This is a genomic window from Enterobacter cloacae complex sp. IR5441, from assembly GCF_049238215.1.
Lineage (GTDB): Bacteria > Pseudomonadota > Gammaproteobacteria > Enterobacterales > Enterobacteriaceae > Enterobacter > Enterobacter hormaechei_C.
This window is the reverse complement of sequence record NZ_JBMKIA010000005.1, coordinates 34,701-56,056: the sequence shown is the minus strand read 5'-3', so window position 1 is coordinate 56,056 and position 21,356 is coordinate 34,701. Positions and strand designations below refer to the sequence as shown.

20 protein-coding genes and 6 tRNA genes are annotated in these 21,356 nt (G+C 54.1%); 3 read left to right on the top strand and 23 right to left on the bottom strand.

Annotation, left to right across the window (positions count from 1 at the left end; genetic code table 11):
* Positions 1–58: 58 nt before the first annotated feature.
* Together ACOTX5_RS08290 and zitB are read left to right on the top strand one after the other, a co-directional pair.
* On the top strand, positions 59–418 hold the full coding sequence (locus ACOTX5_RS08290) for a protein YbgS (RefSeq protein WP_003858566.1): 360 nt from the start codon (positions 59–61) through the stop codon (positions 416–418).
* Between the two features lie 99 nt (positions 419–517).
* Positions 518–1,468 carry a CDF family zinc transporter ZitB gene (gene zitB, locus ACOTX5_RS08285; RefSeq protein WP_144427710.1) on the top strand — a complete coding sequence of 317 codons (951 nt, stop codon included), beginning with the start codon at positions 518–520 and terminating at the stop codon, positions 1,466–1,468.
* Here zitB and pnuC read toward each other — a convergent pair.
* From pnuC to mngA, 21 genes are all read right to left on the bottom strand, one after another.
* Positions 1,465–2,184, bottom strand: a complete 720-nt coding sequence (gene pnuC / locus ACOTX5_RS08280) for a nicotinamide riboside transporter PnuC (RefSeq protein ID WP_023296141.1) — start codon at positions 2,182–2,184, stop codon at positions 1,465–1,467. The genes zitB and pnuC overlap by 4 nt on opposite strands.
* A 22-nt stretch (positions 2,185–2,206) precedes the next feature.
* Entirely contained in the window at positions 2,207–3,250 is a 1,044-nt protein-coding gene (gene nadA / locus ACOTX5_RS08275; RefSeq protein WP_017384960.1) for a quinolinate synthase NadA, read from the bottom strand.
* A gap of 230 nt (positions 3,251–3,480) precedes the next feature.
* Positions 3,481–3,556, bottom strand: a tRNA-Lys gene (locus tag ACOTX5_RS08270).
* Between the two features lie 31 nt (positions 3,557–3,587).
* A tRNA-Lys gene (locus tag ACOTX5_RS08265) sits at positions 3,588–3,663 on the bottom strand.
* A 31-nt stretch (positions 3,664–3,694) separates the two neighbouring features.
* Positions 3,695–3,770: transfer RNA gene (locus tag ACOTX5_RS08260), tRNA-Lys, on the bottom strand.
* 41 nt (positions 3,771–3,811) lie between these two features.
* Positions 3,812–3,887: transfer RNA gene (locus ACOTX5_RS08255), tRNA-Lys, on the bottom strand.
* Between the two features lie 3 nt (positions 3,888–3,890).
* Positions 3,891–3,966 (bottom strand) — tRNA-Val (locus ACOTX5_RS08250).
* Between the two features lie 27 nt (positions 3,967–3,993).
* Positions 3,994–4,069: transfer RNA gene (locus ACOTX5_RS08245), tRNA-Lys, on the bottom strand.
* 161 nt (positions 4,070–4,230) lie between these two features.
* Positions 4,231–5,019, bottom strand: a complete 789-nt coding sequence (gene cpoB, locus ACOTX5_RS08240) for a cell division protein CpoB (protein ID WP_045910633.1) — start codon at positions 5,017–5,019, stop codon at positions 4,231–4,233.
* A 9-nt stretch (positions 5,020–5,028) separates the two neighbouring features.
* Positions 5,029–5,550, bottom strand: coding sequence for a peptidoglycan-associated lipoprotein Pal (pal, locus tag ACOTX5_RS08235; RefSeq protein ID WP_003858578.1), 522 nt, complete (start codon positions 5,548–5,550; stop codon positions 5,029–5,031).
* Between the two features lie 34 nt (positions 5,551–5,584).
* Entirely contained in the window at positions 5,585–6,877 is a 1,293-nt protein-coding gene (gene tolB, locus ACOTX5_RS08230) for a Tol-Pal system beta propeller repeat protein TolB (RefSeq protein WP_017384962.1), read from the bottom strand.
* 100 nt (positions 6,878–6,977) lie between these two features.
* Positions 6,978–8,225: a cell envelope integrity protein TolA gene (gene tolA, locus ACOTX5_RS08225; protein WP_026094363.1), complete on the bottom strand. Its 1,248-nt coding sequence runs from the start codon at positions 8,223–8,225 to the stop codon at positions 6,978–6,980.
* A gap of 28 nt (positions 8,226–8,253) precedes the next feature.
* On the bottom strand, positions 8,254–8,682 hold the full coding sequence (gene tolR / locus ACOTX5_RS08220; RefSeq protein WP_003858589.1) for a colicin uptake protein TolR: 429 nt from the start codon (positions 8,680–8,682) through the stop codon (positions 8,254–8,256).
* A gap of 3 nt (positions 8,683–8,685) precedes the next feature.
* Positions 8,686–9,378 carry a Tol-Pal system protein TolQ gene (gene tolQ, locus ACOTX5_RS08215; protein ID WP_003858590.1) on the bottom strand — a complete coding sequence of 231 codons (693 nt, stop codon included), beginning with the start codon at positions 9,376–9,378 and terminating at the stop codon, positions 8,686–8,688.
* On the bottom strand, positions 9,375–9,779 hold the full coding sequence (gene ybgC / locus ACOTX5_RS08210) for a tol-pal system-associated acyl-CoA thioesterase (protein ID WP_003858593.1): 405 nt from the start codon (positions 9,777–9,779) through the stop codon (positions 9,375–9,377). The genes tolQ and ybgC overlap by 4 nt, the downstream gene beginning before the upstream one ends.
* 148 nt (positions 9,780–9,927) lie before the next feature.
* Positions 9,928–10,218: a cyd operon protein YbgE gene (ybgE, locus tag ACOTX5_RS08205; RefSeq protein ID WP_003858596.1), complete on the bottom strand. Its 291-nt coding sequence runs from the start codon at positions 10,216–10,218 to the stop codon at positions 9,928–9,930.
* Positions 10,218–10,331, bottom strand: coding sequence for a cytochrome bd-I oxidase subunit CydX (cydX, locus tag ACOTX5_RS08200; protein WP_003858598.1), 114 nt, complete (start codon positions 10,329–10,331; stop codon positions 10,218–10,220). Before cydX ends, ybgE begins: the two co-directional genes overlap by 1 nt.
* 14 nt (positions 10,332–10,345) lie before the next feature.
* Positions 10,346–11,485, bottom strand: a complete 1,140-nt coding sequence (cydB, locus tag ACOTX5_RS08195; protein WP_023303309.1) for a cytochrome d ubiquinol oxidase subunit II — start codon at positions 11,483–11,485, stop codon at positions 10,346–10,348.
* A gap of 15 nt (positions 11,486–11,500) precedes the next feature.
* A complete protein-coding gene (gene cydA, locus ACOTX5_RS08190) occupies positions 11,501–13,069 on the bottom strand; it encodes a cytochrome ubiquinol oxidase subunit I (RefSeq protein ID WP_003858601.1) in 1,569 nt (522 codons plus the stop codon).
* Between the two features lie 679 nt (positions 13,070–13,748).
* Positions 13,749–16,385: a mannosylglycerate hydrolase gene (mngB, locus tag ACOTX5_RS08185; RefSeq protein ID WP_047727126.1), complete on the bottom strand. Its 2,637-nt coding sequence runs from the start codon at positions 16,383–16,385 to the stop codon at positions 13,749–13,751.
* Between the two features lie 23 nt (positions 16,386–16,408).
* The gene (mngA, locus tag ACOTX5_RS08180) at positions 16,409–18,325 is read right to left on the bottom strand and encodes a PTS 2-O-a-mannosyl-D-glycerate transporter subunit IIABC (protein WP_045910635.1); all 1,917 of its coding nucleotides are present in this window, start codon (positions 18,323–18,325) and stop codon (positions 16,409–16,411) included.
* Positions 18,326–18,495: 170 nt separating this feature from the next.
* On the opposite strand from mngA, the gene ACOTX5_RS08175 reads away from it, so the two are divergent.
* A complete protein-coding gene (locus ACOTX5_RS08175; protein WP_045328913.1) occupies positions 18,496–19,212 on the top strand; it encodes a GntR family transcriptional regulator in 717 nt (238 codons plus the stop codon).
* 86 nt (positions 19,213–19,298) lie between these two features.
* Here ACOTX5_RS08175 and sucD read toward each other — a convergent pair whose 3' ends face one another.
* Together sucD and sucC are read right to left on the bottom strand one after the other, a co-directional pair.
* Entirely contained in the window at positions 19,299–20,168 is an 870-nt protein-coding gene (sucD, locus tag ACOTX5_RS08170; RefSeq protein ID WP_003858609.1) for a succinate--CoA ligase subunit alpha, read from the bottom strand.
* The gene (gene sucC, locus ACOTX5_RS08165; RefSeq protein ID WP_017384968.1) at positions 20,168–21,334 is read right to left on the bottom strand and encodes an ADP-forming succinate--CoA ligase subunit beta; all 1,167 of its coding nucleotides are present in this window, start codon (positions 21,332–21,334) and stop codon (positions 20,168–20,170) included. The genes sucD and sucC overlap by 1 nt, the downstream gene beginning before the upstream one ends.
* Positions 21,335–21,356: the final 22 nt, after the last annotated feature.

Genomic DNA, 21,356 nt, shown 5'->3' with positions numbered 1-21,356 from the left:
ACAAGATGCACTGTTGGAGAATGTTATCCAGCGTAACGATAAGAACAGGAGCACCATGATGAAAATGACGAAACTGACTACGCTTTTCCTGACGGCAACCCTTACTCTGGCAAGCGGTAGCGTACTGGCTGCTGACGCAGGCTCATCCGGCAGCAACGGCGACGCGAATGCCGCTGCCGAAGCAGGCCAGGTTGCGCCGGATGCAAAACAGAATATTGCGCCAAACAATGTTGATAACAGTAATATCAACACGGGCAATACCAACACCGGCGGGACGAACACAGGCACGATGAACCATGAGGGTATGACTACCGACGAGGTTCATAAAAACTCAGTGTGTAAAGACGGGAAATGCCCGGACCCGAATGACAAAGTAGGCAGCGATGCCAATACCAAAACGGACGGTACTACCCAGTAACCTTCCGTAAGGTAAAACAGGGAGAGCGAATGCTCTCCTTTTTTATTTAAGCTCTTAAAAACGCTAAACTAAAAATAATAATAAATCAGGAACGATACCATGGCGCACTCCCACTCCCACTCCCACTCCCATTCCCACTCCACTGGCGATGAAAATGCCAAACGGCTTCTGCTGGCTTTTGGCGTCACTGCCACCTTTATGATAATTGAGGTCACAGGCGGACTGATATCCGGATCGCTGGCGCTGCTGGCCGATGCCGGGCATATGCTGACCGACGCTGCCGCGCTCCTGTTTGCTCTGCTGGCCGTGCAGTTTGCCCGTCGCCCTCCCAATACCCGCCACACCTTTGGCTGGCTCAGACTGACCACGCTTGCCGCCTTTGTGAATGCGATTGCACTGGTGGTCATTACTCTTCTTATCGTCTGGGAGGCTTTTCAGCGCTTTCGGCATCCACAACCGATAGCCGGGACGACAATGATGGTTATCGCCATTGCCGGGTTGGTCGCCAATATTCTGGCGTTCTGGATATTGCACCGCGGCAGCAGTGAAAAAAATCTGAACGTACGGGCCGCGGCGCTTCATGTGCTGGGCGATCTGCTGGGTTCCGTAGGTGCCATCGTAGCCGCGCTGATCATTATGGGCACGGGCTGGACTCCCATCGACCCGATTCTTTCCGTGCTGGTATCGTGCCTTGTATTACGCAGTGCCTGGCGGCTGTTGAAAGAGAGCGTCAATGAGCTGCTGGAAGGCGCTCCCACGTCGCTGGATATTGGCGAGCTAAAACGCAATCTGTGTCGTTCCATTCCTGAAGTCCGTAACGTTCACCACGTTCACGTCTGGCTGGTGGGTGAGAAACCGCTTATGACGCTGCACGTTCAGGTTATTCCGCCCCACGATCACGATGCGTTGCTTGAACGTATTCGGCACTTCCTTGAGCATCACTACGAAATTGCGCACGCCACCATCCAGATGGAGTATCAGCCATGTAACGGGCCAGACTGTCACCTGAACGAGGCGCAGTCCGGCCACTCACACGCCCATCACCATTAACGGGAAAGCGCGCGCGAGCCACGCTCACGCGCGCTGTTAATCCACATGCGACTGCCGTTCAGGGCAATGACCGTCAGCAGCATGTACTCCAGCGACATGGCATAAACACCCTGGCGGGCAAAAATCACCACGCTAATGACGTTGATGACCACCCACAGCAGCCAGTTCTCAACGTATTTACGGGTCATCAGGATCATTGCGGCAATCGACAACACCATCATGCAGGAATCCCAGAACGGGAAGGCATCCGGCTGAAGCTCAGGCATCGTCACATTTAATCCCAGACCCGACATGACCGAGACCGCCACGCGCGTCAGGAAGGCAAATACCGGATCAATAAAGACGGTCATAAAGCCGATAGCCACCACGCAGGCCGCGAACCAGGCGATGGCTTTTGGCAACGGCAGCCAGCGGATTTGCAGTTCCGCCTCCTGCTGACTGTTTTGCCGAGACCAGGCGTACCAGCCATAGATATTGGCTGCGAAGAAGAACAGCTGTAGAAGCAGGCTGGCGTAGAGCTGGATCTGGAAAAAGATGATCGCAAACAGCGTGACGTTTATCAGCCCGAACGCATAGTTGCTGATCTTCTCAAGGCTGGCCAGCCAGATACAGAGTAAACCGGCCAGCGTACCCACCGCTTCAATCCACGACAGGTCATAGCCGCCCGCACCAATCGGGATATGAACCAGGATGTTCTGTGTGCTAAAAAAATCCATTTTTTCTCCGGGGCGTAATAAGTTAAGTACGTAGTGTAGCCGCAAAATCCAGCATACGGTTAAGTGGAATTAACGCGCCTTCACGCAGAGCGGCATCCACGTGGATCTCATGCGCTGCGCCACCGTTTTCCAGCCCCTCCGCAATCGCTTTGAGCCCATTCATCGCCATCCACGGGCAATGCGCGCAGCTTCGGCAGGTCGCCCCTTCTCCGGCGGTCGGCGCTTCGAGCAACGTTTTTTCCGGCACGGCCTGCTGCATCTTGTAGAAGATACCGCGATCGGTCGCCACAATGAGCTGCTTGTGTGACAGGGTTTTCGCAGCATGAATGAGCTGGCTGGTTGACCCGACGGCATCCGCCATGTCGACGATGGACTGCGGGGATTCCGGGTGCACCAGAATCGCGGCGTCCGGGTATAATCCTCTCATGCGCGTCAGGGCCTGGGTCTTAAACTCGTCGTGAACGATACAGGCGCCCTGCCAGCACAGCACATCCGCACCGGTTTGTTTTTGTACATAGTTTCCCAGGTGACGATCGGGCGCCCAGATGATTTTCTCCCCCAGGCTGTCCAGATGCTCAATCAGCTCAACGGCGATACTAGAGGTCACTACCCAGTCTGCCCGGGCTTTCACCGCCGCAGACGTGTTGGCATAGACCACCACGGTACGATCAGGGTGGGCATCACAGAAGGCGGTGAACTCATCAATCGGGCAACCGAGGTCAAGGGAGCATTCGGCATTCAGCGTCGGCATCAGTATGGTTTTTTCCGGGCTGAGAATTTTTGCCGTTTCGCCCATGAAGCGCACACCTGCAACCAGCAGCGTGGAGGCAGGATGTTTTGCACCGAAACGCGCCATTTCCAGGGAATCTGAGATACAGCCGCCCGTCTCTTCTGCCAGCTGCTGAATTTCCGGGTCGGTGTAGTAATGCGCCACCATCACCGCATCACGCTCTTTAAGCAGGCGCTTGATTTTTTCACGATAGAACTGTTTTTCATCCCGGCTTAGCGGAGCGGGCTTCGGCGGGAAGGGATAGATTGCGGTTTCGGGATCAAACATCACACTCATTATGGCTTCTCGTTTTACTGGCTTAACAATATTGCCTTTGTTTTGCATGAGATAACAAAAATGAGGCAATGGTGTTTTGTATACTAAACAAGATAGCGAATTTGAGGGGGAATGTCATCGGGAATTGATGCCGGTAGCATCTGTCGGGTGGCGGCTTCGCCTTACCCGACCTACAAGGCACTGGCGAACGACAGATAGCAAAAAGGCGCCTTTAGGGCGCCTTTCAACACTGGTGGGTCGTGCAGGATTCGAACCTGCGACCAATTGATTAAAAGTCAACTGCTCTACCAACTGAGCTAACGACCCCTTGCGGGATGTACTTCAAATCTATTCAGGCTGGTGGGTCGTGCAGGATTCGAACCTGCGACCAATTGATTAAAAGTCAACTGCTCTACCAACTGAGCTAACGACCCCTTGCGGGATGTACTTCAAATCTATTCAGGCTGGTGGGTCGTGCAGGATTCGAACCTGCGACCAATTGATTAAAAGTCAACTGCTCTACCAACTGAGCTAACGACCCATTCGGGTGTTGCCTGAATTATCACTCGGCACCAATAAAATTGGTGGGTCGTGCAGGATTCGAACCTGCGACCAATTGATTAAAAGTCAACTGCTCTACCAACTGAGCTAACGACCCGAGTGGTGGGTGATGACGGGCTCGAACCGCCGACCCCCTCCGTGTAAAGGAGATGCTCTACCAACTGAGCTAATCACCCACTCTGTACTGCCAGAACTGCTTTAAGTGGTGGGTCGTGCAGGATTCGAACCTGCGACCAATTGATTAAAAGTCAACTGCTCTACCAACTGAGCTAACGACCCACTTTTGCGCTGCTTTCACGTTGTTTGATATCCCGTGGCAACGGCGGCATATATTACTGATTTAAGAATTCTGCGCAACAAAAATTTCGATGAAGATCACTTAACTGCTTAGGAATCATGCTGCACGACCAGAAATGACGCGATTTCTGGTCATGCGATAATCAACCCATCGAACTCAAACGTTTTTGCGCTTGTTTGGCGCCGTCTGTACCCGGGAATTTTGCAACCACCTGCTGATAAACCGCTTTGGCTTTTGCAGTGTCGCCTTTGTCCTGCATGATCACGCCGACTTTATACATCGCATCAGGCGCTTTCGGTGATTTCGGGTAATTTTTCACCACAGAGGCAAAATAAAACGCCGCATCATCCTTTTTACCCTTGTTGTAATTCAACTGACCCAGCCAGTAGTTCGCATTTGGCTGGTAAGTGGAATCAGGGTACTTCTTAACGAAGTTCTGAAACGCAACGATAGCATCGTCCTGGCGCGATTTGTCCTGCACCAGGGCAATGGCCGCGTTGTAGTCCGTATTCGCGTCACCGCTCTGTACAGGCGCACCAGACGACGCGGAGGCATCTGCCGCAGGTGCAGGCGTTGCCGCACCGCTTTGATCGCCTGCTGCTGGCTGTGCTGCTGCTCCGCCGCTGTTCAGGCTATCCATCTGCAACAAAATTTGCTTCTGGCGCTCCACAACCTGATTAAGCTGATACTGATTCTCCTGGATCTGACCACGAAGGGAATCAATATCATTCTGGTTATCGGAAAGCTGCTGCTGGAGTTGAGTTAAAAGCTGGCTGTGAGCGTTAGAAATACGCTCGAGTTGAGTGACCCGGTCTTCTACCGAGCCTGAGCCGACACTACTGATTGGTGCCTGAGCAAAAGCGGCCCAGGGGGCCGCTATTCCAACCAGTAACGACAGACTCATCAGATGATGTCTGAAGTTACTGCTCATGCAATTCTCTTAGTAAACGAGTACGGCACGACGGTTTTTGGAGTAAGCCGCTTCGTCGTGACCCAGTACTGCTGGTTTTTCTTTACCGTAAGAAACGATGGAGATCTGGTCAGCAGAAACGCCTTTACCCTGGAGGTACATTTTAACAGCGTTTGCACGACGTTCACCCAGGGAGATGTTGTACTCTGGAGTACCACGTTCGTCCGCATGACCTTCTACGGTGACTTTGTAAGACGGGTTGCTACGCAGGAAGTTTGCGTGCGCATCCAGCATTGCAGCGAAGTCAGAACGGATGTCGTATTTATCCAGATCGAAGTAAACGATGTTGTTCTGCTGTAACTGCTGCATCTGAAGACGCGCTTGCTCTTCAGAAGACATATTGCCATTGCCGTTAGCGTCCATACCGGTGCCGGCACCCATCATGCCTTCGCCGCTCTGGTCATTGCTTGCATTCTTGTTAGAAGAACACGCTGCGATTGCCATAACAGGCAGAGCGATCATCAGCCCCTTCAGCACTTTGTTCAGTTGCATTTCTAAGATTCCTTTAGTAATCAATTAATTATTATTACAGATACGGCGACCAGGCAGGTGATTTTACCTGTCCATCAGTTGCCGGAAGACGCGCTTTGAAACGCCCATCTGTAGAAACCAGATTCAGCACGGATCCCATCCCCTGAGAAGAGCTGTAGATTACCATGGTGCCGTTAGGTGCCAGACTTGGCGTTTCATCCAGGAACGTTGACGACAGTACTTGTACGCCCCCCGTTACCAGATCTTGTTTGGCAATGTGCTGCTGACCACCCGCAGTACTGACCATTACCATCGTTTTACCATCGGCACTGACGTCAGCATCCTGGTTCTGAGAACCTTCCCAGGTAATACGCTGCGCTGCTCCGCCGTTGATATTCACTTTATAAACTTGTGGACGACCTGCCTGGTCAGACGTAAAGGCCAGATTCTGGCTGTCCGGGAACCAGGTTGGCTCAGTGTTGTTGCTACGACCATCCGTGACCTGACGGATCTGACCAGAACCAATATCCATCACGTACAGGTTCAGGCTACCGGTTTTAGACAGGGCAAACGCCAGTTTGGTACCGTCCGGAGAGAACGCAGGCGCACCGTTGTGACGCGGGAATGACGCAACCTGACGCACAGCACCGTTAGAGAGCGTCTGGATAACCAGCGCGGAACGGCCGCTTTCGAAGGTCACGTACGCCAGCTTAGAGCCGTCCGGAGACCATGCCGGAGACATCAGCGGCTGTGGTGAACGGTGTACGGTGAACTGGTTGTAGCCATCGTAATCAGAGACGCGCAGCTCATAAGGGAACTGGCCGCCGTTGGTCTGTACTACGTACGCGATACGAGTACGGAACGCACCTTTAATACCGGTCAGCTTCTCAAACACTTCGTCACTCGCCGTATGGCCTGCGTAACGCAGCCACTGCTTGTTCACCTTATACGTGTTTTGAGCCAGAACGGTACCCGGCGCACCGCCGGTATCCACCAGCTGATAAGCGACGTTATAGCCGCCGTCTGGCGCAGGAGTAACCTGTCCGACAACCACGGCATCAATACCCAGTGCAGACCATGCAGCAGGTTGAACTTCCTGAGCGGTACCCGGCTGCTGCGGCAGACGAGAACGATCTAAGGGGTTAAATTTACCGCTGTTACGCAGGTCAGCTGCAACAATGCCGCCAATATCTTCAGGCGCAGCGCCCGGGCCTGCCCACTGGAACGGAACGACACCGATTGGACGCGCTGAGTCGTTCCAGTCGGTAATGTCGATGCTTACTGTGGCATGCACTGCTGACGTCAACAGTACTAAAAAACCAAAAGCTAATCGTAATGCCTGCTTCATCATATCTCCCTTATCCGAACAATAAGTCCTGGATAATTTAGCAGAAGGTTAACAAACTCAAATACACAAAACTATCAGAACCCGATAACCGCAGCTCTGCTTATGGCTTAAAGTTCAGCGAAGCGTCTTTGAACACTTCATAGACAGCCTGTGATGGAGGTTTTGGCAGTTTTGCCTGATTCACTGCCACAAGTGCAGCCTGGCATAACGCTTCATCTCCCCCTTCTGACTCAACGCTCAGCACCATACCATCCGTAGCCAGTTTAATATGCAGTCGGCACGTTTTCCCGGTATAGAGCGATTTATCGTTAAGTCTGCTGGCAATAGCCGCAGCAATCTGATTCTTATAGTCGTTGATCTCAGCGCCAGAAGCACCGTTGTTCTTAGTGTTACCACTTCCTGCCGGTGCTGCGTTACTTCCTTTCGCCCCACCGCCCGTTTTCGGTGCATTCTTACCGGAGCTCAGGTCGCCCAGCAGATCGTCAACCCCTGCGGCAGCGGCTTTTTCCGCAGCAGCGGCCTTTTTAGCTGCGGCTTTTTCGGCAGCCGCTTTCTTATCAGCAGCGGCTTTCTCAGCTGCCGCTTTTTTATCAGCAGCGGCTTTTTCCGCAGCGGCGGCTTTTTCTGCCGCAGCTTTCTCGGCGGCGGCCGCTTTTTTCGCAGCATCGGCAGCCGCTTTCTTCTCTGCTTCCTGCGCAGCTTTTTTGGCGGCTTCCGCTTCGGCTTTCTTCTGTGCGTCAGCGGCCGCTTTTTTCGCCGCTTCGGCTTCTGCTTTCTTCTTCGCATCAGCCGCCGCTTTCTTCGCTGCTTCGGCTTCCGCTTTCTTCTGCGCATCAGCAGCCGCTTTCTTCGCCGCGTCTGCGGCTAACTTAGCCTGAGCATCTGCCTGCGCTTTCGCGTCTGCTGCGGCTTTGGCTGCCGCCTCTTCCGCCTGCTTCTGCTGTTCCTGCGCCTTCTTCGCTGCGGCTTCAGCCTGTTTCTGCTGCTCCGCCTGCTCTTTAGCGGCTTCCTGCGCCTGCAAACGCTCTTTCTCAAGCTGCTTCAGACGTTCCTGCTCGGCGGCCTGCTTTTCACGCAGCTCTTCCGCCTGCTGTTGCGCCTGTTTTTCACGCTGTTCTTCCGCGCGTTTTGCGCTCGCCTGCTGCTGTTGCTGGCGATTATAGTTCTGCACTACCGCACCGGGATCCACCATGACGGCGTCGATGGACGAGCCCCCACCGCCGCCTGATGCATCAAGGTGCTCATCGAACGAACTCCAGATCAGCGCTGCAAAAAGAATTACGTGCAGCACTGCGGAGACGATTATCGCTCGCTTAAGCTTGTCGTTCTGTTCGGTTGCCTTTGACACTATCGGTTCCCAAAAACTACGCAGATGATCAAATAGGCTGAGTCATTAAGCCAACTGACTTAACGCCCGCGCTATGTAGCAAGTTCAGCGCTTTGATAATTTCATCATATGGTACGTCTTTCGCACCACCGATTAAGAAGACCGTCTTCGGATTTGACTCCAGGCGTCGTTGCGCTTCAGCAATAACCTGCTCTGGCGGAAGCTGATCCATACGATCTTTCTCTACCACCACGCTGTACTGCCCTACGCCGGAAACCTCAATGATGACCGGAGGATCGTCATTGGTGCTTACCGCCTGTGATTCTGTCGCATCCGGCAGATCAACTTCCACGCTCTGGGTGATGATGGGCGCCGTCGCCATAAAGATCAGCAGCAGCACCAGCAGCACGTCCAGTAACGGAACGATATTGATTTCGGACTTGAGCTCGCGACGACCTCGTCCACGCGATCTGGCCATGGTTTACCCCTTGTTGCTCTCGGTGCTGGTAAACGCCTGACGATGCAGAATCGCGGTGAACTCTTCCATAAAGTTGTCGTAGTTCAGTTCCAGTTTGTTCACGCGCTGGTTCAGACGGTTGTACGCCATTACCGCCGGAATTGCGGCGAACAGACCGATTGCGGTCGCGATCAGTGCTTCTGCGATACCCGGCGCAACCATCTGCAACGTTGCCTGCTTCACCGCCCCAAGGGCGATAAAGGCGTGCATGATCCCCCACACCGTACCAAACAGGCCGATATACGGGCTGATGGAGCCAACGGTTCCGAGGAAAGGAATATGCGTTTCAAGATTTTCCAGTTCGCGGTTCATGGAGATGCGCATCGCACGCGACGCCCCTTCTACCACGGCTTCCGGCGCATGGCTGTTAGCGCGATGTAAGCGAGCGAACTCTTTGAAACCGCTGTAGAAAATTTGTTCGGAGCCTGAAAGGTTATCACGGCGTCCCTGGCTTTCCTGGTACAGACGAGAAAGCTCAATACCCGACCAGAACTTATCTTCAAACGCTTCGGCTTCGCGGCCAGCGGCATTGAGGATACGCGTTCTCTGGATGATGATGGCCCAGGATGCGATTGAAAAACCAATCAAAATCAACATGATAAGTTTAACCAGAAGGCTTGCCTTCAGGAACAAATCAAGGATATTCATGTCAGTCACTGCTTAAACTCCGCGACAATAGACTTAGGAAGCGCACGAGGCTTCATTATGGTTGGATCAACACAGACAATCAGGACTTCAGCTGAGTTCAGTACCGTGTTCTCTGCATTGACTATCCGCTGCGTGAAAACCAGTGAAGTTCCGCGCATTGATGTAATTTCTGTTTGGACTTCGAGCATATCGTCGAGTCTGGCAGGCGCAAAATACTCAAGCGTCATCTTGCGTACCACGAAGGCAACTCGCTCAGCCAACAGCACCTGTTGACTAAAGTGATGATGGCGCAGCATCTCTGTGCGTGCCCGTTCATAAAAAGCAACGTAGCTGGCGTGGTAGACCACACCACCGGCATCGGTATCTTCGTAATAGACACGTACCGGCCATCGAAACAGCGTTGTATTCACTTTACATCCCGGTAATACAAGAAAAGTTGGAGCTTTCAAACTTCGCTACTATACGCGCGGGAATGATGGTTTGGAATGGGAGAAAGTAAACGGAGAGTAAATTTTTATGGGCCAGGGTAAGCCCATAACGTTAACGGACATTTCTTATTCAGAAGAAGAAGAAAATCAAACCGGCGAGAAGAACCAGATCGGCAATCAGTGGGCAGAAGATGCCCTGCCAGTGTAGCGCTTTCGGACGAAAGCCGACACCGTGAATCACGCCTGCGCACACCGCCCACATAATCAGGAAGCCGTGCCAGATTTCAAGCTCGCTGGTTTTCGCCGCGAAGCGCGACGGGTCCCAGAAGATACAGCCTGCCAGCAGTAATGCCATAATGAGGGAAAGCGCCCTCAAGGGGCGCTTATCCATTACCGCATATAACGTTGCGATAATATTCATTAGTGCTTTTCTTCACCTGCTTTGGTCGCTTCTACATGCTCAAGCGCCAGGGCAGTGATGACACCAAACGCACAGGCAAGAAGCGTCCCTAAAATCCATGCGAAATACCACATATTCAGCTCCTTACTTAGTACATAGAGTGGGTGTTGCTTTCGATATGTTCTTTAGTGATACGACCGAACATTTTCCAGTAACACCAGATGGTGTAAGCCAGAACAATCGGAACGAACACGCAAGCCACATAGGTCATTAAGTTCAGCGTCATATGGCTGGACGTTGCATCCCACATGGTCAGGCTGGCATTCATCATGGTGCTGGATGGCATCACGAACGGGAACATCGCAATACCGGCCGTCAGGATGATGCACGCCAGCGTCAGGGAAGAGAATACGAACGCCAGAGCGCCTTTCTCCAGACGAGACGTCAGCACGGTCAGCAGTGGCAGCAGCACACCCAGAGCCGGGATAGCCCACAGCACAGGGGTATTGTTGAAGTTCACCAGCCATGCACCGGCCTGACGCGCCACCTCTTTGGTCAGCGGGTTAGACGGTGCAGCATGGTTGATAGCGGACGTCACCACGTATCCATCAATACCATACACCACCCACACGCCTGCCAGAGCGAAGCAGACCAGCGTCACCAGCGCTGCCACCTGAGCGGTAGCGCGGGAACGCAGATGCAGTTCACCTACGGTACGCATCTGGAGATAGGTTGCCCCCTGGGTGATGATCATCGCCACGCTCACCACGCCTGCCAGCAGACCAAACGGATTCAGCAGCTGGAAGAAGTTACCGGTGTAGAACAGACGCATATATTCGTCGACGTGGAACGGTACGCCCTGCAACAGGTTACCGAACGCCACACCAATGACCAGCGGTGGAACGAAGCTACCGATGAAGATGCCCCAGTCCCACATGTTACGCCAGCGGGTGTCTTCAATCTTGGAACGGTAGTCGAAACCCACCGGACGGAAGAATAAAGAAGCCAGCACCAGAATCATCGCCACATAGAAACCGGAGAACGCAGCCGCGTAGACCATCGGCCAGGCAGCGAACAGCGCGCCGCCTGCGGTGATCAGCCACACCTGGTTACCGTCCCAGTGCGGGGCGATGGAGTTGATCATGATTCGACGCTCGGTGTCATTACGACCGAGGAAACGGGTGAGCATGCCCACGCCCATGTCGAAACCATCGGTGACCGCGAAACCAATCAGCAGAACACCGATCAGCAGCCACCAGATAAAACGCAATACTTCATAATCGATCATTTGATGACTCCTGTCTTAGCGTGCCGGCTGAGTAGTCGCAACAGACTGCTCGTAGTGGTAGCGACCGGTTTTCAGGCTGCTTGGGCCAAGGCGCGCGAACTTGAACATCAGGAACAGTTCAGCCACCAGGAACAGGGTGTACAGACCGCAAATGAGCAGCATGGAGAAGATCAGGTCGCCTGCGGTCAGGGAGGAGTTCGCTACCGCTGTTGGCAGCACCTCACCGATCGCCCACGGCTGACGGCCATATTCCGCAACAAACCAGCCGGACTCGATAGCAATCCATGGCAGTGGGATACCGTACAGCGCGGTGCGCAGCAGCCATTTTTTCTCACCGATACGGTTACGAATGACTGACCAGAACGAGGCCGCGATGATCAGCAGCATGATAATGCCGCAACCCACCATGATGCGGAACGCGAAGTACAGCGGCGCAACGCGTGGAATAGAGTCTTTGGTTGCCATCTGAATCTGCGCTTCCGTCGCGTCGGAGACGTTCGGGGTATAGCGTTTCAGCAGCAGACCGTAACCGAGGTCTTTCTTCACGTCGTTAAATTGATCGCGAACGGCCTGGTCGGTAGAGCCGGCGCGCAGCTGTTCCAGCAGCGAGTAGGCTTTCATCCCGTTACGGATACGCTCTTCATGCTGCACCATCAGATCTTTCAGGCCAGTCACCTGTTTGTCGACGGAGCGCGTGGCGATAATACCCAGAGCGTAAGGAATTTGAATGGCGAAGCGGTTTTCCTGCGCTTCCTGGTCAGGCACACCGAACAGGGTAAACGCTGCCGGTGCCGGCTGGGTTTCCCATTCAGCTTCAATTGCGGCGAGTTTGGTTTTCTGCACGTCGCCCATTTCGTAACCGGATTCATCACCCAGAACAATCACGGACAGAATCGCGGCCATACCGAAGCTTGCTGCGATAGCAAAAGAACGCTTGGCGAACGCGAAGTCACGGCCGCGCAGCATATAGTAGGAGCTGATGCCCAGCACGAACATCGCGCCGCACACATAGCCAGACGCCACGGTGTGAACGAATTTAACCTGAGCAACCGGGTTCAGGACCAGCTCAGCGAAGCTGACCATCTCCATACGCATGGTTTCGAAGTTGAAATCAGATGCGATTGGGTTTTGCATCCAGCCGTTCGCCACCAGGATCCACAGTGCGGACAAGTTGGAGCCTAATGCCACCAGCCAGGTTACCGCCATATGCTGGACTTTACCCAGACGGTCCCAACCGAAGAAGAACAGACCTACAAAGGTGGATTCGAGGAAGAAGGCCATCAGACCTTCAATGGCCAGCGGCGCACCGAAAATATCCCCTACATAGTGGGAATAGTAAGACCAGTTTGTCCCGAACTGGAACTCCATGGTCAGACCGGTTGCCACGCCCAGCGCAAAGTTGATACCAAACAACTTGCCCCAGAACTTGGTCATATCTTTATAAATCTGTTTGCCGGAGAGGACGTAAACCGTTTCCATGATGGCCAGCAGGAACGCCATACCGAGCGTCAGCGGCACAAACAGGAAGTGGTACATCGCGGTCAAGGCAAACTGTAAGCGCGACAGTTCGACTACGTCTAACATTATGACTCCTTGCTCATCGCATGAAGACTCCGAGAGTGAACCCCGTTAGATAAGGATCCACACGCATGCCCCAATACAAAGTTATCTGCTTCCCATCTTCGTTGCTTATTCTCTTCAGAAGGAAAAAGCAATGATGAAAGGTTACAAATACGTTAAGAAAAAACCAAATTGATCCCGTAAATATAATACGCTGCAAAACCCTTACAATAAACAGGTTTTTATTCGAACAGATTTACGTTTTTCGACGGCGATCAATTTATAGCAAAATTACCACTTTTCGGCCATTTTGATCGGGAACAATTTAACGCCTTTCGGAGGCTTTTTCCAAGGATTAAACATTGATTTAAATCAAAAACAGTCAGAGCTGTTAATGATGTTTCTTTGTGGTGCGGATAGTAAAAACCTTGTTAACAATATGTATATTTAAAGGCGTTATTGGTTATAAAAGCCAGAAGATAATATAAACAGTTGTGATTTTTATTAACGCGCAAGAAAAAACGCATTTTGCCGGAAGATAACCATATAATGTTATCTGCTTCACAGTATTTTTCTTTCGCTTTGCTACCCGCCGAAACGATTACATTTCATTCACCTTTAATAATCTTAAAATTAACACCCTTTCGTGACTATTTGATGAAATAAAGGCCGCAGGAATGCGGCCTTTATTTTGTTCGGAGGGTTACCTTTCAATTTTTATGCTAAAGGTGCGTGACTGGCATGGCCGGAACGACCCCGTAATGGCTGAACCCTCCTCCCCTTGCGCCTTGCGCACCTCATTCATGTCCGTTTCGCAACAGGCCTGGACCTCACGGTTCACAGACAAAGCCACGTCACAGGAGCGGGTCTCCGCAGGGTTGTACAGACGAAGAATCATCTCGTCACGATCCTCCGCTTTTTTCAGCGCACTGAGTACGCATCCGTTAGGCGCCAGCGTTAACAGGCTATAGCTACAAGGGGTGGTGAAAGAGGCGCGGTTAAGCTTCATCGCATTCCACGGGATTTTGTTATAGCAGTGCACTGGCGTTAACCACGACTTCGCCTGCTGCGCAACGCCAGCACTGACGGGCGTACCATTAAAACTGAACAGGCTAAAGCGACAGGTTAACTGGCCCCGCATCTGCGAATCAGGCACCGGCATTTTGATCCCGGACGGTCTGCCGGGGCGCAGCAGTAAATCTTCCTTCCCAAGCACCCCCACGCCGCGAAGCAACGTCAGGGCAAACGTTTTTTGACGCTCGCCAGTCACTTCAAATTCGCGCAACCCTTCGGTAAACAGCGCCATCCCGTTACGCCGTTCCTGGAGCACAGCGTAGTTAAGCAGATTCCACACCGGCAGCGGCGCTTCCTTCCAGCCCTCCTCCTGCCAGTTCGCCATCGCTTCATCCTGTACAGGACGCGTCAGCGAACCGAACTGGGTATCGGCTAACACCGTGTCTGTGGTAAATGGCGTCGGGATCAGCACCCGCACACGGTGGTCATCCGCGTGATTTCCGAGACGCGCCTCAACGTCGATACGTCGGCTGTTATGGCTGAGCGTGACCGTGAGTTCTGCCTCAAGCGTTCCCGTCTGCTGACGCGCAGAACGTTCGGCGAGATCCGCCGGCACCGCCATGCGATGGCGGATCACCGCCCTGCTCTGCCAGGCCTCGTGGATCACCTCAACCTCATGCTCGCCCTGAGCGGAAGTGAGTCTCCACTCTTCCCGTGAAGGCGAGTAGTCGTACTCATCGCCATCATCCGAGCTCTCTTCTATTTCCAGCGCGCGGTCATAGATAAGCCCGGACGCTTTATCGAGCAGACGCAGGGTGCCGTCGTCGTTTAACGTTATTTCCCAGAAAGCATTTTCCAGCAACGCCTCCGACGATTTTTCTGCCGCCAGCAGCTTGCCGGCCACGTGCGGCTCGATATAGAGCGTGCGGTAACCCATTGATGGCAGGATCTGATTGAGCTGGATATCAAACTCCATAAAGGGATCGTAGTTGCCGTAATGCACAATTTGCCGGTCAATCAAGCCGGGGTCGATTTCACGCGCGCTGCGCAGGCAGTAAGGGATTTCATTCCCCCTATCGTCCAGCAGGCGGAACTGGCTGGCGCGCAGACGTATCGTGGTGTTAATCACTTCCTCACGCGGCCAGGGCGTGAGGTTAAACATCACCAGTTTGTCTTCCTCGCTCTGCGGCATGTTGTCGACAATCTTGCGCATATAAAAGCACGTCAGGTTATCGGCCATGTCTTCCGCCAGCTCGAAGCGGGACATCACCTCACGATGCACTTTGTCACTACAGCAGCAGCCGATACTGTCATGGGCGTGATTCTTGAGGATCTCTTTCCACATTTTTTCCAGCAAGCCGTGGTGATACTCAAAGCCCAGCGTCCAGGCAAGCGTGGCCAGCGGCTCAAGGACGTTGACGATTTTATTCTCTATCCGGGCATGGGCGATTTTGATATCCATCCGCGTGGAGCCTATCGTCCGGTGCACGCGCATATATTTACCGTCAATAAACTCCCCTTTCAGCGTCGCCAGTTCATCGCGGTGCGCGTCAATGTGGTCAAACACCTCCTCGAAGCGGCTCATCACAAACTGACGCTGCGGATAGATTTCGCGCAGCTTATCCATCACCGCAAAGATGTTCTGCTGGAGCGGCATCTGATCATGGCCGTTAGGCAGTAAGATTTCTTTCGTCACGGAGGCTTTTTCAAGCACCTCGAAGTACGTGTCGAGCCGTTTGCGCAGCCCGGCCTCATCCTCCGGTAAGTACTTACCAATCGCGTAGCCCAGCGGCAGCACCTGTGCCGTCACTTCGCTGCCGTCCTGACTTTGCCAGAGAAATTCGGTTTTATCGGTACCGTGCCGCTCGGAACACCCGCGCCAGAACATGGTGCGCGTGATGCCAAAACCGTTGTAAATGTGCGGCAACTGGGAGGACATGCCGAAGGAGTCCGGCAGATAGCCAATTTTCATGGGCTCGCCAAAGGCCAGACAGTCGCGTATACCGTACATCAGATTTCGGACGATCGACTCGCCGGAAACAAGGGTGGTATCCGTCTGGGTATACCACGGCCCGATAATCAGCTTCCCGGCCGCCACCAGTGCCTTCACGCGTGGCCTGTTTTCCGGTTTCACGGCAAAATAATCTTCCAGCACCGCCGTCTGGCCGTCGAGTACGTAGTATTTATACTCTGCGTCCTGCTCAAGACGAGTGAGGATCTCTTCCATATTATTGACCAGAAGAATACGTGACGCTTCGGTGGTGAAGTACCACTCCCGGTCCCAGTGCATATGTGGCGTGATATGAACGCGAGATACAGCTTTCATCTTCGTTTCCTGTCGGTGCGTGTTTAGGAGGGTATGTCTTCAGTCACGTAGGTGCCGCTCTTCACGGCCTGGCGTCGCCAGAGCAGTAAAATGAGCGTAGAGATTGCGGCGCCAGCCAGCGCGGCGCCAAACCAGCCGACAGCGGCCATCACGCCGCCCAGCCCGGCATCATGCAGTAAGAAGAGCGAGAAAATGCCCGCGCCGGGGGTGGATAGCCCAATCCCCATCGCCCCGACAATCGCTCCGGTCACCATTGACCCCAGAACAAATGAGCCAATGACCCGCAACGGATCCTCGATAGCCATCGGAATTGCCCCTTCGGTGATGCCCGCCAGCCCCAGCAGCCAGGTGGACTTGCCGGTTTCAATTTCGAACTGTTTGAACAGGTTCGGAGCCAGCATCGTTGATGCCGTCACGGTAAAGGCCGATACCATTTTGACGGAGGCAAAAATCGCATAAGGCCCGTATACGCCATTGGCCATCGCTCCCAGACAGAACGCGTAAGAGGCTTTGTTGACCGGACCGCCCAGATCGAACGAGCACATAAAGCCCAGGATCGCCCCCAGCAGCAGCGCGTTCGCGCCGGACAGACCGTTAAGCCAGGCGGTCAGGGCATTATTGATCCAGGCCACCGGTTCGCCGATCACAAACAGCATCAGGCTGCCTGCGCCCAGCACGCCAATCACCGGATAGAGATAAAAGGTCAGAAAGCCGTTGTAGCGGCTACTCAGCCGGATGTGGTTTTTCACCCAGCGCATCAGGTAGCCCGCAATCAGCCCGCCGACGATGGCCCCGAGAAAACCAGAGCCGATCATATTGGCGGCAAGACCCGCCGCAAAGCCCGGCGTTAGCGCAGGTTTATCCGCCAGCGAGTAAGCGGTATAGGCCGCCAGAACAGGCACCATCAGAATACCAAGCATCCCGCCGCCCAGTTTGCGGTACATCCACAGCCACGAGTTTTCCTGATCGAACAGATGCTGCAAGCCCAGGATTTGCGCCAGCAGTACCGACACGGCCAGCACCGTGCCGCCAGCGACAATCAGCGGCACCGCAAAAGAGATACCGCTGAGCAGCGCCTGCTTGAGTTCGGTTTTAACGCACTTTTTCGCGTCCGTGTCGACGTGCGCAGGACGCGCATCGGATACAGGCTGTAGCGCCAGCGCACGCTCAATGAGCGCTTCCGCATGGCGTAAGGGTTCCGCGACGGGCACGGAAATGGCGGGGATCCCCTGAAAACGCTCACGCTCTTTGATCGCCACTTCCGCCGCGAAGATACACGCTTTTGCCTCCTGCAACTGCTGCGCGGTGATGCGCCCCTCAATACCATTTGCCCCCTGCTTTTCGACCACCACATTGACGCCGAGCTTACGTCCCGCTTTTTCGAGATATTCCGCTGCCATGTAGGTATGGGCGATCCCGGCCGGACAGGCGGTAACGCAGACGAGCGTCGGGGCATTCCCCGCAACGGCGGTTTCTTGTGCGTCAGGCGCCGTTTCCAGCGCCGCAAGCACCGCTTCCGCGCTGGTCGCCGTCATCACGCGCGCCCTGAGCTCGTCATCCGCCAGGCGAGACGTTAGTTCCGTCAGGACCTGAATATGCGTTGATCCCGCTTGTGCGGGAGGAATGGCGAGCAGAAAAATTAGCTCGACCTCCTCCGGTCCGTCCACACCTTCCCAGGCCAGCGGCTCACGCAGTGTGGCCACGGCAAAAGCCGCTTCGTTTACCGCCACTGATTTACCATGAGGTACGGCCAGCCCCTCGCCCAGCGCCGTCGGGCCAAGCGATTCCCGATGGAAAACGTCAGCCAGAAACGTATCGGCGTTGGCTATTTTGCCCAACGCCACCAGCCGCGTCGCAAGCTGACGGATTGCCTCATCACGGCTGGTAAACTGCGCCTGCACGCAGACAGCACGGGGGTCGGTCAGAGTCGTCAGGTTCATAAGATCCTCACCTATCCAAAGTTATTGTCTGGGCAGGATTGTGGCAGACCGGACAATACATTTATGTGATCATTTTCACTAACACTGATATTTGTATCTTATTTGTATTATTTACAAATTCACCACTGAAGGCATAATTCTCTGAAAAGGTATTAAAAAGGCGCGACACAATGGGCAATAAACCGATGTACCGGCAGATCGCCGATGCGTTCCGCGAGAAAATTAATGCCGGTGAGTTAAAACCTGGCGACGCGCTGCCGACGGAATCCAGCCTTCAGGAGGCGTTTAGCGTCAGCCGGGTCACCGTGCGGCAGGCTTTGAAGCTGCTCGCCGACGAGCAGATCATCGAAAGTATTCAGGGCAGCGGCTCGTATGTAAAAGAGGAGCGGGTGAATTACGATATTTATCAGCTCACCGGTTTTTACGAAAAATTAGCGGATCGCAACGTCGATACGCACAGCGACGTCAGCATCTTCGAAGTGGTGAAAGCCGATGAGCGGCTCGCGGCAAAACTTGCGCTCAATCCGGATGATAAGGTCTGGCACGTCAAGCGCGTACGCTTCATCAGGGAAAAGCCGGTGAATCTGGAAGAGACATGGATGCCGCTGGCGATGTTCCCCGACCTCACCTGGGAAGTGATGGAACAGTCGAAATACCATTACATTGAGCAGATCAAAAAGATGGTGATCGATCGCAGCGAGCAGGAGCTGGTGCCAGTCATGCCATCGGATGAGGCGATTGCCGCCCTGGCGCTCGATCCGGCAAAACCGATTCTGGAAAAAGTCTCTCGTGGCTTTCTGAAAGACGGCCGGGTATTTGAATACAGTCGCAACGTGTTTAACACCGACGACTATAAATTCACTCTGGTGGCTAAACGCAGGCAATAAAAAAAGGCCGCTTTACAGCGGCCAACCATGTCGAAACGGACATTTTTTTATACTTCAACGCGCCCCATTCGGGGAGCAGAGAGGACTTACTTAATGATGGATTTCAGTGCTTCACCGATATCCGCCAGGCTGCGAACGGTTTTCACGCCTGCGGCTTCCAGTGCTGCGAATTTCTCATCAGCCGTACCTTTACCGCCTGCGATAATCGCGCCCGCGTGACCCATACGTTTGCCTTTCGGCGCGGTCACACCCGCGATGTAACCCACCACCGGCTTGGTCACATGATCTTTGATGTAAGCAGCCGCTTCTTCTTCCGCGCTACCACCGATCTCACCGATCATCACGATCGCTTCGGTCTGTGGATCTTCCTGGAACAGCTTCAGGATGTCGATGAAGTTAGAGCCCGGGATCGGGTCACCGCCGATGCCCACGCAGGTGGACTGGCCGAAACCGTAGTCGGTGGTCTGCTTAACCGCTTCATAGGTCAGGGTACCGGAACGGGACACGATACCCACTTTGCCTGGGCGATGAATGTGGCCCGGCATGATACCGATTTTGCATTCGCCTGGAGTGATAACGCCTGGGCAGTTCGGGCCGATCATGCGCACGCCTGCTTCGTCCAGCTTCACCTTCACGGTCAGCATATCCAGCGTCGGGATGCCTTCGGTGATGGTGATGATCAGCTTAATGCCTGCGTCGATCGCTTCCAGAATAGAGTCTTTGCAGAACGGCGCCGGTACGTAGATCACGGTCGCGGTTGCGCCCGTCGCTTCTACCGCTTCACGCACGGTGTTGAACACCGGCAGGCCCAGGTGCGTGGTGCCGCCTTTACCTGGCGTTACGCCGCCAACCATCTGCGTACCGTAGGCAATCGCCTGTTCGGAGTGGAAAGTCCCCTGGCTACCGGTGAAGCCCTGGCAGATAACCTTGGTATCTTTATTAATTAAAACGGACATTATTTCCCCTCCACTGCGGCAACAACCTGCTGAGCTGCATCCGTCAGACTTTTCGCTGCAATAATATTCAGGCCGCTGTCAGCCAGTTTTTTCGCGCCGAGTTCAGCGTTGTTCCCTTCCAGACGTACAACAACCGGAACGTTAACGCCCACTTCTTCTACCGCGCCGATGATACCGTCGGCGATCAGGTCGCAACGTACGATACCGCCGAAGATGTTCACCAGAACCGCTTTCACGTTGCTGTCAGAGAGAATGATTTTGAACGCTTCGGTTACGCGCTCTTTAGTTGCGCCACCGCCCACGTCGAGGAAGTTCGCTGGCTCACCGCCGTGCAGCTTAACGATGTCCATGGTGCCCATTGCCAGGCCCGCACCGTTAACCATGCAGCCGATGTTGCCATCCAGCGCGACGTAGTTCAGCTCCCACTGTGCAGCCTGTGCTTCACGCGGATCTTCCTGAGACTGATCGCGCATTTCACGCAGATCGGACTGGCGGAACAGCGCGTTGCCGTCAGCGCCCAGCTTGCCGTCGAGGCAGATCAGGTCGCCCTGGGTGGTGATCACCAGCGGGTTGATCTCGATCAGCGCCAAATCGCGCTCCAGGAAAATGGTCGCCAGACCCATGAAGATCTTGGTGAACTGCTGAACCAGCTTGCCTTCCAGACCCAGTTTGAATGCCAGCTCACGACCCTGGTAAGGCATTGGGCCCGCCAGCGGATCGATAGCCACTTTGTGGATCAGGTGCGGGGTTTCTTCCGCCACTTTTTCGATTTCCACGCCGCCTTCGGTAGACGCCATGAACACCACGCGACGGGAGCTACGGTCTACGACTGCGCCGAGGTACAGTTCTTTCGCGATGTCGGTTGCCGCTTCCACCAGGATCTGGTTAACCGGCTGGCCGTTCGCATCTGTCTGGTAGGTTACCAGACGCTTGCCGAGCCAATGTTCAGCAAACGCACGGATCTCTTCTTTGCTCTTAACAACCTTCACACCGCCCGCTTTACCACGGCCACCAGCGTGAACCTGACATTTAACTACCCACGGGCCGGAACCGATTTTAGACGCGGCTTCTTCTGCTTCACGCGGGGTAGTACAGGCATAACCCACCGGAGCCGGTAAGCCATACCGGGCAAACAGCTGTTTGGCCTGATATTCATGTAAGTTCATGTGTTCTATCCATCCTTCAGGT

What these genes read in the sequence shown, in the direction of transcription:
- ACOTX5_RS08290 (WP_003858566.1), top strand. Translation starts at nt 59, where the DNA reads ATGAAAATGACGAAACTGACTACGCTTTTCCTGACGGCAACCCTTACT.
- zitB (WP_144427710.1), top strand. Translation starts at nt 518, where the DNA reads ATGGCGCACTCCCACTCCCACTCCCACTCCCATTCCCACTCCACTGGC.
- pnuC (WP_023296141.1), bottom strand. Translation starts at nt 2,184, where the DNA reads ATGGATTTTTTTAGCACACAGAACATCCTGGTTCATATCCCGATTGGT.
- nadA (WP_017384960.1), bottom strand. Translation starts at nt 3,250, where the DNA reads ATGAGTGTGATGTTTGATCCCGAAACCGCAATCTATCCCTTCCCGCCG.
- cpoB (WP_045910633.1), bottom strand. Translation starts at nt 5,019, where the DNA reads ATGAGCAGTAACTTCAGACATCATCTGATGAGTCTGTCGTTACTGGTT.
- pal (WP_003858578.1), bottom strand. Translation starts at nt 5,550, where the DNA reads ATGCAACTGAACAAAGTGCTGAAGGGGCTGATGATCGCTCTGCCTGTT.
- tolB (WP_017384962.1), bottom strand. Translation starts at nt 6,877, where the DNA reads ATGAAGCAGGCATTACGATTAGCTTTTGGTTTTTTAGTACTGTTGACG.
- tolR (WP_003858589.1), bottom strand. Translation starts at nt 8,682, where the DNA reads ATGGCCAGATCGCGTGGACGAGGTCGTCGCGAGCTCAAGTCCGAAATC.
- ybgE (WP_003858596.1), bottom strand. Translation starts at nt 10,218, where the DNA reads ATGAATATTATCGCAACGTTATATGCGGTAATGGATAAGCGCCCCTTG.
- cydX (WP_003858598.1), bottom strand. Translation starts at nt 10,331, where the DNA reads ATGTGGTATTTCGCATGGATTTTAGGGACGCTTCTTGCCTGTGCGTTT.
- cydB (WP_023303309.1), bottom strand. Translation starts at nt 11,485, where the DNA reads ATGATCGATTATGAAGTATTGCGTTTTATCTGGTGGCTGCTGATCGGT.
- cydA (WP_003858601.1), bottom strand. Translation starts at nt 13,069, where the DNA reads ATGTTAGACGTAGTCGAACTGTCGCGCTTACAGTTTGCCTTGACCGCG.
- mngB (WP_047727126.1), bottom strand. Translation starts at nt 16,385, where the DNA reads ATGAAAGCTGTATCTCGCGTTCATATCACGCCACATATGCACTGGGAC.
- mngA (WP_045910635.1), bottom strand. Translation starts at nt 18,325, where the DNA reads ATGAACCTGACGACTCTGACCGACCCCCGTGCTGTCTGCGTGCAGGCG.
- ACOTX5_RS08175 (WP_045328913.1), top strand. Translation starts at nt 18,496, where the DNA reads ATGGGCAATAAACCGATGTACCGGCAGATCGCCGATGCGTTCCGCGAG.
- sucD (WP_003858609.1), bottom strand. Translation starts at nt 20,168, where the DNA reads ATGTCCGTTTTAATTAATAAAGATACCAAGGTTATCTGCCAGGGCTTC.
- sucC (WP_017384968.1), bottom strand. Translation starts at nt 21,334, where the DNA reads ATGAACTTACATGAATATCAGGCCAAACAGCTGTTTGCCCGGTATGGC.